The organism is Vibrio sp. TAP-3B (assembly GCF_057784735.1).
In genome coordinates, this window is record NZ_CM173495.1 from 2642099 (window position 1) to 2661299 (window position 19201).

The window sequence follows — 19201 nt, forward strand, 5'->3', positions numbered from 1 at the left end:
AAGTGATCCAGCCTCGGGATCAAGCTAGTGACGCTATCTCCTCAGACGTAGAAGAACCGTGGTTCAAAAAAGCAGAGAAGGAAGAGATTAAACGGTTTGGTTTAGCGCTTTTCTCGGGCTCTCCGAGTACGTTTGCTCCAATCAGTGACGTTCCTGTACCTTCCAACTATACGGTTGGTGCTGGTGATGAAATAATTGTGCAGCTATTTGGCAAGGAAAATGAAACGCATCGCTTACGTGTGAATCGTGCAGGTACGATCAATTTTCCTTCACTTGGACCAGTAAATGTGGCTGGTATGCATTTTTCGGAGGTTCGAAACTCACTGACTCAGCGTGTCAAAGAGCAAATGATAGGTGTTCGTAGCGATATTTCATTAGGTGAACTGCGTACCATGCAAGTGTTTGTCATGGGTGGCGCGTATAAGCCTGGCGCGTATACAGTGAGTGCATTAACCACTATTTCGCAAGCTATTTACTATAGCGGCGGCTTTGGTGATAGTGGGGCATTAAGAGATATTCAGCTAAAACGTGACGGCAAAGTTATCCGCAAGTTGGATATGTATGATTTATTGCTTAAAGGTAATGCGAGTAATGACGTACGCTTGCTGCCAGGTGACGTTGTATTAATAGGGTCTGTCGGAGATACGGTTTCCTTAGAAGGTGAAATTAACCGCCCTGCAATTTACGAAGTCAAGCCAGATGAAACATACAAACAAGTTGTTCAGATGGCGGGTGGTTTTACAGCAAATGCCTATAGCGAACAGTTAGAGATTAAACGCTATGCCACGCATGGTACTCGAGAAGCTTTGACACTCGACTTTTCTAAAGCGCAAGATCAGCAGAGCAAAGTGAGAAATGGTGACGCTATCAAGGTGCTGAAAAAAAGTGAAGAGCTCACCCGTTACATTCAAATAGAAGGTGATGTTCGCCATCCAGGGTATATTGAATGGTATAAAGGCCTCCGTATTGCCGATCTTTTTAAGTCGGTAGATTCTGCTTTTAACGCTACTGCTGATGTGAACTATGCCGTTGTAGTAAGAGAAATCAACGCCCAGCGTGATATCGAGGTCTTACAACTAAATTTGGCCAGTGCCATTCTCTCACCAAATAGTCGAGACAATATTCAACTGCAATCTCGTGACAGAGTGTTAGTTTTTAACCGCTTCAATCATGAAGACTTAGATACTCTCGCGAATGATGAAGAATTCGTTAAAGCAAAGACGTTAGAGCAAGCTCAGCAGCAAGCAGAGCTTGAGAAAAAGCAAGAGCAGAAACAGATGAATGGCTCTATTGCTATGGTTAACTCTCAGCAGACTCAAGGTTTACAATCCAAGCCTTCTTTAGGTATTCAACCAATGCAGACGACAACCAATGGCTTATCGATAAAAGACAGTGACTATAAGATAATCTTCCGTGGCAAAGAGATCACGAAGGAAGACTTGGAAGAGCTGAAACAAAATACCCGTCGTACTTTGCTCGCTCCAGTACTGTTACAACTCCAACAACAGTCACGTCTAGGCCTTGCTCCTCAAATAGCAGAAGTTTTTGGTGAAGTGAAGCATCCTGGACGCTACCCAATTACACCGAGTATGACCGTTTCGACATTGATTGAAGCGGCTGGTGGCTTAACTTACAACGCATTCACAATCAATGCAGAGTTAGCTCGTACTGCGATTAATAGTGCGGATGAACGCGCTTATATTGATGTTGAACGTATAAACTTGCGCAAAGCCATCCAAGGGAGTGCTTCTGACGATGCCATTATTGTTGGTCGAGATCGCTTAAATATTTTGGAAAAGCCAAATGTGAAATTACAAAGTACCGTAACTTTACAAGGTGAAGTGCGTTTTCCAGGAACCTACACAGTGCGTCAAGGTGAAACGCTAAGCGAGTTACTCGAGCGTGCTGGTGGTTTAACCGAGTTTGCACATCCGCAAGGGGCTATTTTTACTCGTGAGGCTTTACGCCTTCAAGAGCAAAAGCTGTTAAACCAATACGCAGCAGATATGCGTGCAGAGACGGCTAAAAAGACTTTTCGCGCCGACAGTAATATTGGTTCCGTAATTTCTGACCCAGAAAAAACACTGACTTTTGTTGAAGAAGCGAGTCGCAGCAAAGCGCTTGGGCGAATGGTAGTTCAGTTAAATCGAATCTTAAAAGGTGAGCGCTCAGCGAATTTTATGTTAGAAGATGGCGACTTCCTGTTTGTGCCCACTTTCCGTAATACAGTGTCTATCATGGGTGAAGTCCAAGTGGCAATCACTTACCTACTCGACAATAAGCTCGATGTGAATGATTACCTAAACAAAGCCGGTGGTGCTAAAAAGCAAGCGGATGAAGACCGTATCTTCGTTGTACGTGCAGACGGCTCAGTGTACAAACCAACTTCTGGTTACTGGTTTGGTAACAACCACGAAGAGCTAAAAGCGGGCGATACTATCGTTGTGCCAATTGATACCGATTACCGCGATGCATTAAGTACCTGGACAGCGGCTACGCAAATCTTGTACCAAACGGGTGTAGCGATCAACGCATTAAAATAAGAAAAAAAGATAGGTCCTAGGAACGAGCTCTCTAGGACCTACCTCCTGAATGTAATATCACCGTATGTCGAGCATGTTTACGTCATTCGACAAGACTAGTCGAGAGCGCAGTGATTAATTGCGCTCTAAAAGTATGTAGTTACCGCTATTCACTCATAGTATTCGAAAATTTATCGATTTTACTAATTTCCAAGCCTAGTATTCTGAATACTAAGCTCTAGGCAGCTAGGACTTTATAACACCCATGGAACCACAAAAAGAACATCCACAACACTATTTACCAAATCCTCCATACCAACCTCAACTCGCTGAAGATGAAATCGATCTCCGTGAATTGTTTATGGCATTGTGGAAAGGTAAATGGCTCATCATCGTGACCACCTTTGTGTTTGCCGTAGGTGCAGTCCTTTACGCATTAAGCCTACCGAATATTTACAAAGCTGATGCGCTACTTTCGCCTGCAGAAAGTTCTAACGGTGGTGGATTATCAAAAATGGCGGGACAGCTAGGCGGTCTCGCGGCACTGGCAGGGGTTAACTTAGGCGGCGCGGAATCATCACAAACCGACTTGGCAGTGCAAGTAATGAAGTCGCGCCAATTTATCGAAGCCTTCATTAGCAAACATGAATTGCTTGTGCCTTTAATGGCGGCAAAAGAGTGGGATATAACGCATAACAAGCTCATTCTTGATGAAGACATATATAATGCTTCAACCGGTGAATGGCTCCGTGAACCGCAGGGGCTACGCGGTGTAAAACCAACGGCACAAGAAGCATTTGAAGTATTTAGTAAAGACACTATCAGTGTAAATCAAGATAAAGAAACGGGTTTATATACAGTAGCAGTTAAGCACTATTCTCCCTATATAGCGCAACAATGGGTCAACTGGTTAGTCGAAGACATTAACAAAGTGATGCGAGAACGCACAATCGCAGAAGTCTCACAAAACTTAGCTTATCTCAATACACAATTACAAAAAACCGCGGTAGCCGACATGCAAAGTACCTTTTACAAACTCATAGAAGAGCAAACGAAAAGCTTGATGTTAGCTGAAGTGCAAGAAGAGTTTGTGTTTAAAGTGGTTGACCCAGCAGTAGTGCCAGAGCTAAAAGACAGCCCAAAACGGGCCCTTATTTGTGTTCTAGGGACCTTGCTTGGTGGCATGTTAGGTGTTGCGATAGTGTTGGTACGTTTTGCGTTTCGTAAAGAGGAAACGCCTGAAGAGAGCATTGCTTAGTTTCTCCTCTTAGCCGGATAAATAGTAATAAAAAATAAAAAAAAAGGCTATTGGGGCGGGTTAGGGAAAAACACCCAAATCAAGTAATTACAAAGAGATAGTGAAAATAAACTGTCTCAAAATGAATAGAAAGTGTCTCAGTTCTAATCTCACTCCTGAGATTAAATGATGAAAAAACACGAATTAGGAATCGAAAATATGAGTAATATTTTGCCTCTTATCGGACGAGAAAAAGAGTTATTTAGTGCCGATATCTCAACTCATGAAACTGAGTTAAAGCGTATGGTATCGGAATCAAGATTCTTAGTTTTAGGTGGCGCAGGCTCGATTGGCCAAGCTGTCACCAAAGAGATTTTTAAGCGTAATCCGAAAAAACTGCATGTTGTTGATATTAGCGAAAACAATATGGTTGAGTTAGTACGAGATATTCGTAGTTCATTAGGGTACATCGATGGTGACTTTCAGACATTCGCTTTAGACATTGGTTCTCTGGAGTATGATGCATTCATTAAAGCCGATGGGAAGTTTGATTATGTGTTGAACTTATCAGCACTTAAGCATGTGAGAAGTGAGAAAGACCCTTACACATTGATGCGAATGATCGATGTGAACGTGTTCAATACCGATAAAACCATTCAGCAGTCAATTGACGCTGGAGCTAAAAAATATTTCTGTGTTTCAACGGATAAAGCCGCAAATCCAGTCAATATGATGGGTGCTTCAAAGCGGATTATGGAAATGTTCCTAATGCGTAAAAGTGAACAAATTGCTATCTCTACAGCACGTTTCGCTAATGTCGCTTTTTCTGATGGTTCGCTGCTACATGGGTTTAACCAACGCATTCAAAAGCGTCAGCCAATCGTAGCTCCAAATGATATCAAACGTTACTTTGTTACACCTCAAGAGTCAGGTGAGCTGTGCCTAATGTCGTGTCTATTTGGTGAAAACCGCGATATATTTTTCCCTAAATTAAGTGAGGCCCTACATCTTATTTCATTTGCTGATATTGCAGTGAAATATTTAGAGCAGCTTGGCTACGAACCTCATTTATGTGAGACAGAAAAAGAAGCTCGTCAACTGGTACAAACGCTACCAGAACAAGGTAAATGGCCATGTTTATTTACATCGAGTGACACTACTGGTGAGAAGGATTTTGAAGAGTTCTTCACTGATAAAGAAGTCCTTGATATGGCGCGCTTTGAAAACTTAGGTATCATCAAAAATGAATCAGTTTATGAGCAAGATCTACTAACTTTCTTTGAAGATAGTATTTCTGAGATGAAAGGCGAACGGGCTTGGACTAAGGATAAAATTGTAAAACTGTTTTTTACAATGATCCCTGATTTTGGGCACAAAGAAACGGGTAAATACCTCGATAGCAAGATGTAAGTGGAGCAAAGCAAACAATGAAGGCAGCATCTATTGTTGAGTTTGTTAGGGATACCTACAAAACCAACGAGTTTATTCCATTGCACTGTCCAACGTTCGATGGCAACGAAAAAGCTTACGTAATGGAAACGATTGAAAGTACGTTTGTTTCTAGCGTAGGTAAGTTTGTTGATGACTTTGAGCGAAAGATAGAAGCTTATACTGGCACGGCTAAAGCGGTAGCGACAGTTAATGGCACGGCGGCATTGCATGCGGCTTTGTATATGGCTGATGTTCAACGAGATGACCTTGTTATCACGCAAGCTTTGACTTTCGTTGCCACCTGTAATGCTCTATATCATATGGGGGCCGAGCCGATCTTTGTGGATGTTTCTCCGGTGAGCTTAGGACTTTGTCCTAAAGCTGTAGATGCTTTTTTAAATGAGCATGGAGAAGTAACCAAGATTGGTTGTATTCATAAACAAACAGGTAAGAGAATTAAAGCTGTTATTCCTATGCATACATTTGGTCACCCTGTGGAGCTTGATGAACTGGTTGCTGTTTGCTTGAAATGGAACATCACGTTGGTTGAAGATGCCGCAGAAAGCCTAGGCTCGTTCTATAAAGGCAAACACACCGGTACTATTGGTGATTTTGGTGCTGTCAGCTTCAATGGAAATAAGATCATCACCACAGGTGGTGGTGGCATGGTGTTATGTAAGACTCAAGAATTAGGTGTGCGTACTAAGTATGTCACGACGACAGCAAAAGTTCCTCATCCGTATGAGTTTTTCCATGATGAACCTGGCTTTAACTACCGTATGCCTAACCTGAATGCTGCTCTGGGATGTGCTCAGATGGAAGTTATCGAGCAGTATTTGAAGCAAAAGAGATTGCTTGCAGAAAGCTATAAAAACTTCTTCAAAGGTACAGATTTTAACTTTGTCACTGAGCCTGAGTATGCGAAGTCAAACTATTGGCTAAATGCTGTCATTTGTCCGGATAAAGAAAGTCGCGAAGAGGTACTTAAAGGCACAAATGGTTCAGGCGTAATGACTCGACCTATTTGGCAGCTCATGCACAGATTACCTATGTTTGAGAATGCAATACGTGGTGATCTAACTTACTCAGAGTTTTTTGAGGCGCACCTAATCAATCTTCCAAGTACCCCAGTGGAAATCAAAGGCTAAGTAGGTTTAATACATACATGACGCAGACAGATAAAAAGGTTGCGGTCTTTACTGGTACAAGAGCAGAGTATGGTCTGCTCTTTTGGCTTTTAAAGGACATACAAAGCGATCCTGACCTAACACTTCAATTGCTTGTTTCTGGTATGCACCTATCACCGGAATTCGGTGATACTTACAAACAAATTGAAAAAGATGGCTTCAATATCGATGAGAAAATAGAGATTTTGTTGTCTTCTGATTCCGCTGTAGGTACAGCGAAAAGTATGGGGCTGGGTGTCTTAGGGTTTGCCGATGCCTTGTCGCGACTAGCGCCAGATGTTCTTGTCATTCTAGGGGATCGCTTTGAAGCGCTCGCTGCAGCGCAAACGGCTATGATACTTCGTATTCCGATCATTCACCTTCATGGTGGTGAAATAACAGAAGGTGCTTATGACGATGCAATTCGTCATGCGATTACCAAGTTGAGTTACCTACATGGGACATCGACAGACGAATACCGAAACCGAGTGATTCAACTTGGTGAATCACCAGCACGTGTAAGAAATATTGGTGCAATTGGCCTAGATCACCTAAACCGAGCGTCTTTTATGACGGTTTCTGAGTTGAGTGAATCACTAAGTTTTGAACTCACAGAGCCTTATTTTGTTGTTACTTATCACCCTGTTACTTTGGGTAATGAATCTCCAGAGGAAAGCTTTCAGTCGCTTTTAGACGCATTGGATGAATACCCTGATCATCAAGTTATATTGACTTACCCTAACGCCGATGACGGTGGTCGACGCATTATCCCAATGCTAGAAGATTATGCGGCAAGTCAACCAAAACGTGTCTTGGCAATCCCATCACTAGGGCAAGTGCGTTATTTGAGCTCGGTAAAGCACGCGACTGCAGTTATTGGTAATTCGTCGAGTGGTATTATTGAAGTACCAGCCTTTGATGTTCCTACAGTGAATTTAGGGGCCAGACAAAAGGGACGCTTGGCCGCAAAAAGTGTTTTAAACACCACTGCTACGAAAGAATCCATCAGTAACGCGATTGGCCTCGCTGTGAGCCGAAAGTATAAAGCTGAAGATGAAAATATTGCGAATCCCTACGGGCAAGGTGATAGTAGCAAGCAAGTCATAGAGATGATTAAAGGACTGGATTTTGATCCTTGTAAGTCTTTTTATGATGTAAACATTGAACCTGACTTAAACAAGAAAGTAGAGTGAGACAATAATGACCTTGATTATTGCCGAAGCGGGTGTAAACCATAACGGCCAAGAAGAACTAGCATTTTCTTTGGTCGATGCAGCTCACAAAGCTGGAGCGGATATAGTAAAGTTCCAAACTTTTAAAGCAAAAAACCTAGTTACCGAAGAGGCTAAGCAAGCTGAATATCAAGTAACAAATACTCAAAAGCAAGAGTCTCAGTTAGCGATGTTAAGCCGTTTAGAACTGTCGTACGAGACCCACCATGATCTCGTCAAATACTGTGGTTCGCTTGGTATTGAGTTTCTATCAACAGCTTTCGATTTAGAAAGTTTAGATTTCTTAGTCAATGATCTTGGTTTAACGCGCTTGAAGTTGCCTTCCGGTGAGTTAACGAACGCTCCTCTTGTATTGGCTCATGCTCGTACTGGTTGTGATCTTATTGTGTCAACAGGTATGGCAACACTTTCCGAAATTGAGACAGCTCTTGGAGTGATTGCTTTCGGTTATACAACAGATGAAAAAGCAGAACCTTCGATGCTAGGTTTCCAAGAAGCTTATGCATCAGAAGCTGGTCAAAAAGCGCTAAAAGAGAAAGTAACAATTCTTCATTGTACAACGGAATATCCTGCTCCAATGGAAGAAATCAACCTAAGAGCAATGGATACGCTAGGGCGAGCATTTGACTTGGCGGCAGGCTATTCGGACCATAGTGAAGGAATTACGATTCCAATTGCGGCTGTTGCTCGCGGTGCTGTTCTTATAGAGAAGCATTTTACGTTAGATAAAAACATGGAAGGTCCAGACCACAAAGCCTCTCTAGAGCCACAAGAGCTAGAGGCAATGGTAAAAGCCATCCGTCAGATTGAGATTGCATTAGGCTCTAGCGTAAAAACTCCTACAGTTTCTGAAGTGAAAAACAAATCCGTAGCACGCAAAAGCTTAGTAGCAGCAAAGGATATTGAAAAAGGCGAGGAGTTAACAGAATCTAACCTCACAATTAAGCGTCCAGGCATTGGTTTGTCCCCTTATCGCTATTGGGAACTTCTGAGCACTAAAGCAACCAAAGGATACAAAGCAGGAGAGTTGATCATTGAGTGATGAGGTGAATCTTCCTATTGTAATGATTGGTGGAGGCGGTCATGCCTCCGTTCTTGCTGAAATACTGCTTACGCAGGGAAGAAACATACTTGCCGTGATAAGCCCTGAAGATGTCAGTCAGCGTTCTGTATTTAAAGGAATTTCCATCCTTGAAAAAGACGAAGATATTCTGAGGTTTGACAAAGACAAGATTTTTTTGGTCAACGGTATTGGAATGATGCCCAAATCCGGCTTTAAGAAAAAAATTAATGAATACTTTCTCTCATTAGGTTATCAATTTGAGACGGTCATCGCTGACAGTGCATTCGTTTCACCTTTTTCTAAAATTGAAATTGGTGCTCAGATTTTACCTATGGCGATGATTCAGACTGGGGCTACAGTGGGGAGCCATAGTATAATCAATACGGGCGCTTTGGTTGAGCACGATTGTAAAATAGGTGCTTATAACCATATTGCTCCTAAAGCAACGTTATGTGGTCAAGTCAAGACAAAAGAAAGTGTCTATGTTGGAGCTGGTTCAACGGTTATCCAAGGGATATCTATTGGCAGTGGCGCTATCGTGGGGGCTGGTACTAGTCTCACTAAGTCTTTAGAAGAAAATACCATTGCATATCCTGCTAGAGCAGTAATTAAAACAAATTCTTATAAAACAAAAGGTAGAATATGAGTCATTGTTGGCAAAAAACGCTGATATCAGAATCAAGTACAATCAAGCAGGCATTAGAAATCATTAACAGCGAAGCATTGCGTGTCGCTGTGGTTGTTGATCAAGATAAAAAGCTTCTAGGCATGATTACAGATGGTGATATTCGACGTGGCTTATTAAATGATCTGGCGTTAACCGACTCGGTTTCAAAGGTGATGAATTCTGAGCCTGTTACCGCAGAGCAAGGTACAAAAAAAGAGCATCTTGTAGAGTTAATGGAAAGAAAGCAAATTCTATCGGTTCCATTACTTGACCAAGACAACAAAGTTGTAGGTTTAGAAACTCTTCACGGTGCGCTGAGTAAAGACAAATATCAGAACCCAGTATTCATTATGTCTGGTGGTTTTGGTACTCGCTTACGACCGCTGACGGACAACTGTCCTAAACCAATGTTAAAAGTTGGTGATAAACCCATTCTAGAAACTGTAATTAGGAGTTTTATTAGAGCGGGCTTCAACAATTTCTACATTTCAACGCACTACATGCCAGAACAAATTCACCAACATTTTGGTGATGGTACTGATTTGGGGGTTAGCATTTCATATGTACACGAAGAGGCTCCTTTAGGCACTGGTGGTGCGCTAGGCCTGCTACCAGACGATATGCCAAGAGATCTACCATTAATTATGATCAATGGCGATGTGTTGACTAAAGTAGACTTCGAGCGTTTGTTAAATTTCCATATAGAAAATGGTGCAGATGCAACGATGTGTGTTCGAGAGTACGACTACCAAATTCCTTATGGTGTTATTAATGGGGACGGTAATCAAATTACCAGCATGGTTGAAAAACCAGTTCAACGCTTTTTTGTTAACGCTGGTATCTATGTTGTGTCTCCTCGAGTGATTCAATCAGTAGAAAAGAATCAGAAAATCGACATGCCTACGTTGCTCGAGCAACATATGAAAGAGAGACAAAAAGTATTGATGTTCCCAATTCACGAATATTGGCTTGATATTGGTCGTATGGACGATTTTAAAAAAGCTCAAGTTGATATTCTTTCTTTAGGTATAAACGAATGATTGGGAAACAAAAAGTAATCGCTATTATACCTGCTAGAGGTGGTAGTAAAAGGTTGCCAAGGAAAAACGTACTAAATCTTGCTGGGAAACCTTTGATTTCATGGACGATAGATGCAGCTAAAGAGTGTAAATATATCGATGAAATTTTAGTCAGCACAGATGACAGAGAGATAAGTAATATTGCCTTACAGCATGGCGTGCATATGCCTGAATTAAGACCATCTCATTTATCTTCAGATAGCGCAACGACTGAAAGCTTATTATTGTATTGTTTAGAACAATATGAAATAGACGCAAACATAATCGTCCTTTTACAACCTACATCTCCTTTAAGAAGCGCGCTAGATATTGAAAAATCTTTAGAGTATTACATAGAAAAATCAGCAAAATCTGTCGTAACAGTGACACAATGTGAACACTCTCCATTATGGGCAAATATTCTTCCTGAAGACTTTAATATGGGGAGGTTTATTCCAGAAAAAAATACTAAAAGATACCAAGAACTGCCTGTTTTTTATCGGTTAAATGGTGCAATTTACATTTTTGATATAGATACCTTTAAAGTCTGTGGGATGAAGTACTCAAAGGATAGTTATGCGTATTTAATGGACAATGAATCATCTATCGATATAGATACAGAACTAGATTTTAAATTTGCCGATTTTTTATTGAATGAAAGAGTTTCATATTATGCCAAAAGTTAGTGTTATAGTTCCAGTTTATAATATGGAAAAATACTTAAACCGTTGTTGCGATAGCTTAGTCAATCAAACTTTAAATGATATCGAGATAATACTTGTAAATGATGCTTCTACAGATAACTCAATTGACATACTACGGTATTATGAAGAGCAATTTCCAGGAAAAGTGAAGGTTATAGATTCAGAAGTAAACCTTAGACAGGGAGGGGCAAGAAATTTAGGAATTCAAATAGCTCAAGGTGACTATATTGGTTTTATAGACAGTGATGATTGGGCTGAGCTTACAATGTTTGAGAAATTGTATGAAAATGTTGTCAAAAAACCATACAGTATATGCTACTGTAATTATAATACAAGATATACAACAGAAGAGGTTTTTTCTGTTATCAATCGAACAAGTCAAATAGACTGGGGTAAAGAAGAGCAATTGGAACTCCAAAAGCAATTATTAATTAAGCCTTCGTCGATTTGGAGTGGGATTTATAGTAGGGATTTTTTTGATTGTGCTAAGTTAAGATTTCCTGAAAAGTTGTTTTATGAAGATAACTTCCTTGTTCCTTTATTGATATGTCATTCAGAAAATATAAACAAAATTGAAGATGCGTTAGTTAATTATTTTCAAGGTAATATCTCTGTTACACGCTCTGTCAACAACTATAACTTTTTCGATAGATTAGATTGTAGCAGAATGCTGCTTAATGACTTTAAGGAAAAAAAGTTTAATCCGGAATTAAATAAGGCTATAGAGTTTTTCTTTATTGAAACATTTCTAATTAATACTGCTGCAAAATGTTATACTGCTTTTGAGCCAATTCAAAGAGATAAAGTTTGCGAAGTTTTAAAAGAAATTGAAAACATCTTACCTAAGTTTAAAGAAAATGAATACTTAAGAGATAAATGCAAAAAAAATTGGAAATATGGTGTTTTTTCTTATCTTCTTTTTAATCATAAATTCATTTTGGATTCTGGATTTTCGTTGTTACTCTTATGTAAAAAAATCATTCGTAAGTAATTAATATTATCTTCAACTTTTAAAACGCATCAATAACTATGATAATATCATTATTTGCTCTCGTTATTCTGTTTTTTTCTTGCGTAAATGTATATGGTTATAATTCGAGAATATTATTCTATTCATTATCGTTATGTATGATAATTCTTACGGGAATACGGCTAGATGCAGGAAAAGACTATCCTATATATTTTTCGCTATTTTCTAGTTTAGATGATTGGTTCAATATTAATTTTGAACCGGGATTTACAGTTTTAGTTAAGTTATTGAAAGATTTTGGTTTCAATGCATATAATATATTTTTCTTTTTTGCATTAGTTTCGATTTTTCCTGTAGCCAATGCTTGTTGGAAGTATAGTAGGTTTCCAGTATTATCGTTGGCTATATATTTTTGTCTTTATCTTATTCCATTAAATTTCAATGCAGTAGCTCAAGGTTTAATTTCAGGAATATTCTTCTCTTCTATTTTACTGATAAAGGAAAATAGAAATAAAACTGTAGCTATATTATCGGTATTTTCAGCAACCATACACATATCTGGAATCTTCATTTATCTTGTCTATTGTACATTTATACGTAAAGTTGAAATTCAAAAACTATGGATGATTTTTATAGGGTCTATATTTGCTTTCTTAATTTCACCTTATCTTTATAATGTAATAATACTTTTACCAATTGATGTTTTGTCAGTAAAAATGTCAAGTTATGCAGAACAATATGATGCAAGTGTAAAGATTACTAGTATAATTCAAAGAGCTGTCATAATAATACCACTTTTAATTTTCTATAATAGACTAGATGAATTCAATAAGAGCTTAGCCAAAGTGTATGTTTTTGGTTTTCTTTTTTATTCGATTTTTTCTTTTAATGGCTTATTGGCAACTAGAATTAACCTTCTCTTTAAAGTATTGGATATTATATTGATTCCAAATTTAATAGGATGTTTTAGGTTTAAGTTTGATCGTCTAATTATTTTTGTTTTTTTTGCAGTTTTTTCATTTTCTATATTATCAGGTAACTTCAAAAACTTGTATATATGGGATATTAAAACGATTCTGAGTCTGTAAGGATATAATTCTTGCTAATATTGGTGTAAATTAAGATGATAAAAAAAATCTTCATCTCGTCTTTTATTATCAACTCTCTACTAATAGCTGGTAAGCTTTCGGGATTTTTGAGAGAAATTCTCGTAGCAAAAATATATGGCGTATCAATAAATGCCGATATAGTTGTGATATTACTAACATTTCCAGATCTTATAATTGCTATTTTAGTTGGAGGAGCAATTTCCTCTGCTTTAATTCCTGTTTTTTCTCAAAATAAAGAGCATGCAAAAAAATATGCAGTTCAGACGTCATTAGTACTTGGTGGCATATTTTTAATACTAGCGTTATTCCTTGGCTTAAATGCTAGTGAAATACTCAAGTTATTCTCACCCACTATGTCTACCTCTGATGCTGAAGCGTATTCAAGTTTATTTTTTATTGTCATAATTTCGATACCTATATCTGTAGTTACTGGGATTTATACTGCTTATTTGCAATCCATGAGTAAATATTTCTATTCAGGTCTGAATACCGTTGTTTTTAACGGAGTTATCATTTTCTCTCTAATTGTAATATATCTTTTTAAAGTGTCCTCATTATATTTCTTGTGTGGCTTCATTCTATTAGCTTCATTGATTCGTTTTTCCATACAGTTTTATTACGCTAAAGTTGATTTTAGAAGGAATAGCTTCTATCCGTGGCTAATAGATAAAAAATTGGTTTTTAGATATATTCAAGCTATGGGAGCAGGATGTGTTTTAGTTTTGTATCCTATCGTTGTTCGAACATTTGTATCATCTAATGGCGATGGTTACCTTGCAATGTTCAATTATTCCATGCGTTTAGTTGAACTTCCTCAGATGTTATCTATAACTTTTGTAATAACTTTATTATTACCTAAGTTGTCTTCTTCTTTTAATAATAACAAAAAATATCACGGTGAATTAATTATATCTGGATTTCATCTGGCGTTAGGATTATCAGTTGTACTCTCAGTCTTACTTTATTATTCATCTGAACAAGTCGTTTCAATTATATTCTCAAGCCTCAATGTTAACGATTCATATGTTGTATCTAAAATGATTTCTTATGGCGCACTTACAATCCCTTTTCATGCATTGAATACCTATATGTCTACAATCTGTTTTTCTCAAGGTAATGCAAAGCGTCCAATGGTTATTAATATTATTGGTATTACTTTTCTTTTTGTCATGCTTTCTAGTTTTTCGGGTAATATATCACCCTACGAAGCTATTACATGTCTTCTAGTTTCTTATTGTTTATGTCTATGTATTCATTTGATGATGTTTAATTCTTCATCTATCAATTCAACCGATTTTTTTAAAGATGGATTTTTTATATTGTCACTTTTTTCTGGTGGGTGCTTAGCTAATTACATATTTAACGATAGTAGTGCCTTTAACAGTTTTATATTTTTTTCAGGAATTATCGCATTTGGAGTTTTTTGGATGTGTATTATTTCTATTGCTCATGGGAAAATTAGACAATTAATTATGAGGAAATATTTTGTTTAATTATTTATATATAACAAATGTACCAGAGATAGCTTCATATGCAGAGGATTCTGGTGTAAATAGGATTTTTATCGATTTAGAAGTCCTAGGTAAAGTCGAACGTCAAGGGCATTTGAATACATTTATAAGCAAGCACTTAATTACGGATATTAATCCAGTAAAAAGAGTTTTACGAAAAGCTGAATTGCTTGTGAGAATTAATCCTTTTAATCAACTAACTGAAAAAGAAGTCAACGATGTTATAAACGAAGGGGCAGATATAATAATGCTTCCTATGTTTAAAACAATTGAAGAGTTAGAATCAGTAATTAAACTAATCAATGGCAGAGCTAAATTTATCCCTTTGGTTGAGACATATGATGCGGCGAGCAAGTTTCAAGAAATAAGTGAGTTAGATGGTGTTGATGAGATTCATATCGGTTTGAACGACTTACATCTTGATATGGGACTAAATTTTATGTTTGAGCTAATTTCTTCTGGTTTTATTAGTTCAATCACGAAAAATGTAAAGAAGCCTTTTGGTGTTGGAGGAATAGCGACAGTTGGTCAGGGAGTTGTTCCTGCTGAACTAGTGTTAGCACAACATTTGAAGCTTGGCTCTTCGGGAGTAATTCTTTCTCGTGCCTTCCATAAGAGTGCTAAATCACTTTTGGAATTGAAGGGACAAATTGACTTAAATGAAGAGTTCAACAAGTTAGAAGTAACAAGAAAAAGCATGCTTAAATTATCTCCAGTTGATTTAGAAAACAAAATAAACTTGTTTAACTCTAAGGTTAAAGAATGCTTATGTAAGAATTGATTGCATTATGAAGTAGATGATAGCCTTGAATATTTACTTTGTTTTTTAAAGGTGCCTGAATAGACTGTGAAATTTACCAGAGGCTTGAAGTGAAAAAGAAAAAGATTTATATGGTATGTTACGGTGGTGGTCATGTTCGTATTATAGCCCCATTGTATAAGAAGCTAATTCATTCTTATGATGTTAAAATATTAGCATTGACAACAGCGGGTGAGTTTTTAGATAGCCTGTCTATACCATATCTAACATTTAAAGATTATTCGAAGTTGTTTGAAGGTAAAGTAAGAGAATATGGAGAAGTTTTAATAAAATCTTTGTCTTCCTCTTCCCAAGTTTCTCATGAAAATTCAATTTATTACCTAGGTTGCTCTTTTTATGAGTTAGTTAAAGAGTATGGAGAGAAAGAAGCTTACTTAATCTATAAGAATAAAGGGCGTTCTGCTTTTTTACCTATAGATACACTAAGCCAGATATTAAAACTCGAACTTCCTGATATCGTATTGACAACTAATGCTCCGAGAGCAGAAAGAGCTGCTTTAATTTCAGCTAAATCATTGGGTATAAAAACGATCTGTATAAATGATAACTTATGGATTTCCGGTGGCGCGAGTGAAATAGTAAGCAAAGGTCTAACAGATACTATTTGTGTGCTATCCGATACGGTTAAGAGCAAGCTTCTAAACATTAACCCTTCGGTTAATGTCGAAGTAACAGGTACCCCTGTCTTTGATAAATTAAAAGTAAAATCAAAAAATATACAAAGCAGGTCAAAGGATAAAAAAACGATACTTTTAGCTGATTGTGATCTACCCAGCACTCATCCTTTATATCCTGGGGTTATTGCGGATCCTGAATTAGGTGAAAAAATTCGAAAACAATTGGACTTTCTTGCAGTTAAGCGGTTTTGGAGCGTTGTTTTTAGGCCTCACCCAAGTCAGAATTATGATTACACTGAGTACAAAAATGTTATTCTATCTAAACCCACGGATGATGTTTCTGATCTTCTTGCTAGTACGGATATAGTTGTAACTGCAATTAGTACAGTTGGAATAGAGGGGCTCATGTCCGGGGCTGGGTTAGTATCTATTGAGGGAACAGTTTATGGTAAAGAAAACTCTTATTTTGACTATAATCTTTCAAGCCCTGTTTTCTCAGAGTTTGATTTAGAAGATGCAATTGATGAACAGCTTTTAAGAAGCAAAAATATCAATACGAGCTTTTACAAAGGCTTTGCCGTTGATAACATTCATCATTGTATTAATGTTATGATTTCTTCTTGATTTTATTTTTAAATTAATAGGTTGTTATTTAATGATTATAAAGCTTCAATTGAGTTTATCATGTTAAATGGAAAGTTTGATGAAAAGATTATTTGATATTGTGGTCACAATAATGGCCTTGTTATTACTATCTCCACTTATGGTTTTAGTCTCAATATTTATCATTGTTGAAGATAGAGGCTCTCCTTTTTTTAAACAGCTTCGTGTAGGAAAAGGAGGAGAAGTTTTTGGGATTTACAAGTTTAGAAGTATGAAGGTTAATGCGGAAAAGCTTGGCCCCTACTACACAGAAAAAAACGATCCAAGGATAACTAAAGTTGGTGCTTTTATTAGGAAAACTAGTATTGATGAATTGCCACAACTAATAAACGTTCTATTGGGACAAATGAGTATAGTCGGTCCCCGACCTGATGTTCCGATTCAACAAGCAAATTATACGAAAGAACAATGGAACGCAAGGATCAGTATTAAACCTGGCATTACAGGACTTGCTCAAGCGACAGCTCGTTCGTGCGCAAATCCAGAGCAGCGTATTCAACTGGATATGAAATATATAAATAATAATAATTTTATGTTTGATATGAAAATTATTTTAATGACTATTAAACAAATAATATGTAAAGGTGGCAATTAATATGTGTGGAATTTTTGGTTACTTTGATTTTAAAAATGAGTCAAAAGATGAAGCTGTTGTCAAATCTATGGGGGAGGTTATTTGGTATAGAGGCCCCGATGGCATGGGATATTACCATGATAAAGGACGTGCTTTAGGTAATCAACGCTTAGCCATACTTGACATTGATCATGGTCAACAACCATTTTACTCAGACGATAACGATATTATTGTGGTGCAAAATGGTGAAATTTTTAATCATATTGAGCTTGCTAGAGATTTGGAAGATGGTCCTTTTGCTTGCGAAACATCATGCGATACTGAAGTTATCTTAAGACTATACCAGAAATATGGCATTGAATTTATTAGTATGTTGAATGGTATGTTTGCAATCTCTATCTATGATAAGCGCATTGATTCGATGTACCTAATTCGAGATCGTGTTGGAGAGAAGCCTCTCTATTTTCACCAAAATCATCAGTGTTTATCATTTGGCTCTGAAATTAAGTCAATTCTCCAAACGGGTGTTGAGCGCAAACTTAACCACCAGGCATTAGATACTTACATTTCATACAACTATGTTGTTCCTCCATTGACCATGTTTGAGGGGGTAAGACATGTTATGCCAGGAACTTATCTAAAAGTATCAAATGATAAAGTAGAAGAGATTGAGTGGTGGGACATGGCTGTCATCGAACCCGTAGAGTATTCGGAGGAACAATGGATTGAGAGGTTGAATAGTACTTTAGACAGTGCTACAAAAATTCGTTTGAGGGCTGATGTTCCCTTTGGGGCTTTTTTATCCGGAGGGGTTGATTCAAGCTCAGTTGTCGGTTTTATGAGCCAAAACTTGGATAAAGCTGTTAAAACATTTTCAATAGGCTTTCACGATAAGAAGTATGATGAGTCCCTTTTTGCTGAGACAGCGGCGAAACGTTTTGGTACTGAACATATTTGCGAGAAGGTAGAAGCTAATTTACTTGGGTTATGGAGTAAGGCTACATACCATTGCGATCAACCTCATGGAGACGTGTCTTTTATGCCAACTTATAAGGTCGCTGAATTAGCCTCCAAGCAAGTTAAAATGGTATTGACAGGTGATGGGGCTGATGAATTGTTTGCTGGCTATGATAAATATAAACATTTCTTCGAAAAACAATCGGAAAATTTAACGAAAGATGAGTTTCAATCTAAGTATCTAGAAAGTATCTCTTTATTCCAAAAAGAACAAAAAGAAAAACTTTACAGCCCTTCGATGAAAGCAGCTGTTGGTGACTTTGATAGTCATGCGAATGCTAGGGCGCTTTTTGAAAATGTCCCCCATCAAGATAGAATAAACCAAGTCCTGTATGTGGATACTAAGCTATTGTTATCTGGTAATAATCTAGTGAAGCCGGATAGAATGGGGATGGCTGCATCTATCGAAAATAGAGCTCCTTTTCTTGATCACCGGATGATTGAACTAGCGTTTTCTATCCCTGGTCAGCTAAAGCTTAATAATGGTGAGACAAAATACATTTTTAAGAAAGCAGTGGAAAATCTGATTGGTGCAGATTTGGCTTACCGTCAGAAACAAATGTTTACTGTACCGATAGGTGAATGGCTCAAGCTCGAACTAAAACCTATGGTTGAGGATCTTTTATTTAGTGATAGAGCACTAGCTCGAGGTTTATACGAACCTCAGTACGTGATTGATTTATATGAAAACCATTGTAAAGGTAGTGCTAATAATACGAGAGAAATTCGAGCTTTAATGGCTATCGAGCTATGGTTCAGAGAGTTTCTAGATGTACACCTATAATGTAATGTAATGTAATATTTCGGTCTGGTTTATTTTTCTCGTTAGTGTTTGAATGC

General features: G+C 37.7%; 15 protein-coding genes and 1 pseudogene. All 16 read left to right on the plus strand.

All coding sequences use genetic code 11. The features are described from left to right. Positions 1–83 precede the first annotated feature (83 nt). Positions 84–2543: pseudogene (locus AC3D28_RS12505) on the plus strand (SLBB domain-containing protein); the annotation flags it as partial. 244 nt (positions 2544–2787) lie between these two features. Continuing rightward, a complete protein-coding gene (locus AC3D28_RS12510; protein ID WP_488534942.1) occupies positions 2788–3780 on the plus strand; it encodes a Wzz/FepE/Etk N-terminal domain-containing protein in 993 nt (330 codons plus the stop codon). Positions 3781–3978: 198 nt separating this feature from the next. Then, complete coding sequence (locus AC3D28_RS12515; protein WP_098416741.1) at positions 3979–5169, plus strand: UDP-N-acetylglucosamine 4,6-dehydratase; 1191 nt, start codon at positions 3979–3981, stop codon at positions 5167–5169. 17 nt (positions 5170–5186) lie between these two features. Then, positions 5187–6338, plus strand: a complete 1152-nt coding sequence (locus AC3D28_RS12520; protein ID WP_098416740.1) for a LegC family aminotransferase — start codon at positions 5187–5189, stop codon at positions 6336–6338. Positions 6339–6355: 17 nt separating this feature from the next. Then, positions 6356–7549, plus strand: a complete 1194-nt coding sequence (neuC, locus tag AC3D28_RS12525) for a UDP-N-acetylglucosamine 2-epimerase (RefSeq protein ID WP_098416739.1) — start codon at positions 6356–6358, stop codon at positions 7547–7549. A gap of 7 nt (positions 7550–7556) precedes the next feature. Next, a complete protein-coding gene (neuB, locus tag AC3D28_RS12530; RefSeq protein ID WP_098416738.1) occupies positions 7557–8630 on the plus strand; it encodes an N-acetylneuraminate synthase in 1074 nt (357 codons plus the stop codon). Then, positions 8623–9297 carry an acetyltransferase gene (locus AC3D28_RS12535; protein ID WP_098416737.1) on the plus strand — a complete coding sequence of 225 codons (675 nt, stop codon included), beginning with the start codon at positions 8623–8625 and terminating at the stop codon, positions 9295–9297. The genes neuB and AC3D28_RS12535 overlap by 8 nt, the downstream gene beginning before the upstream one ends. Then, positions 9294–10358 carry a nucleotidyltransferase family protein gene (locus AC3D28_RS12540; RefSeq protein WP_098416736.1) on the plus strand — a complete coding sequence of 355 codons (1065 nt, stop codon included), beginning with the start codon at positions 9294–9296 and terminating at the stop codon, positions 10356–10358. The genes AC3D28_RS12535 and AC3D28_RS12540 overlap by 4 nt, the downstream gene beginning before the upstream one ends. Beyond that, positions 10355–11062 (plus strand): acylneuraminate cytidylyltransferase family protein, encoded by a 708-nt coding sequence (locus tag AC3D28_RS12545; protein WP_098416735.1) that lies wholly within the window; start codon positions 10355–10357, stop codon positions 11060–11062. The genes AC3D28_RS12540 and AC3D28_RS12545 overlap by 4 nt, the downstream gene beginning before the upstream one ends. Beyond that, a complete protein-coding gene (locus tag AC3D28_RS12550) occupies positions 11049–12071 on the plus strand; it encodes a glycosyltransferase family 2 protein (protein ID WP_179885731.1) in 1023 nt (340 codons plus the stop codon). Before AC3D28_RS12545 ends, AC3D28_RS12550 begins: the two co-directional genes overlap by 14 nt. A gap of 137 nt (positions 12072–12208) precedes the next feature. Continuing rightward, entirely contained in the window at positions 12209–13138 is a 930-nt protein-coding gene (locus tag AC3D28_RS12555) for an EpsG family protein (RefSeq protein WP_179885730.1), read from the plus strand. 35 nt (positions 13139–13173) lie between these two features. Beyond that, positions 13174–14652: a murein biosynthesis integral membrane protein MurJ gene (murJ, locus tag AC3D28_RS12560; protein ID WP_098416732.1), complete on the plus strand. Its 1479-nt coding sequence runs from the start codon at positions 13174–13176 to the stop codon at positions 14650–14652. Further along, a complete protein-coding gene (locus AC3D28_RS12565; protein ID WP_098416731.1) occupies positions 14645–15451 on the plus strand; it encodes an aldolase/citrate lyase family protein in 807 nt (268 codons plus the stop codon). The genes murJ and AC3D28_RS12565 overlap by 8 nt, the downstream gene beginning before the upstream one ends. A gap of 89 nt (positions 15452–15540) precedes the next feature. After that, complete coding sequence (locus tag AC3D28_RS12570; RefSeq protein WP_143699722.1) at positions 15541–16731, plus strand: glycosyltransferase family protein; 1191 nt, start codon at positions 15541–15543, stop codon at positions 16729–16731. Positions 16732–16810: 79 nt separating this feature from the next. Further along, positions 16811–17365, plus strand: coding sequence for a sugar transferase (locus tag AC3D28_RS12575; RefSeq protein WP_179885729.1), 555 nt, complete (start codon positions 16811–16813; stop codon positions 17363–17365). Between the two features lies 1 nt (position 17366). Next, positions 17367–19145 (plus strand): asparagine synthase (glutamine-hydrolyzing), encoded by a 1779-nt coding sequence (gene asnB / locus AC3D28_RS12580; RefSeq protein ID WP_098416729.1) that lies wholly within the window; start codon positions 17367–17369, stop codon positions 19143–19145. Positions 19146–19201: the final 56 nt, after the last annotated feature.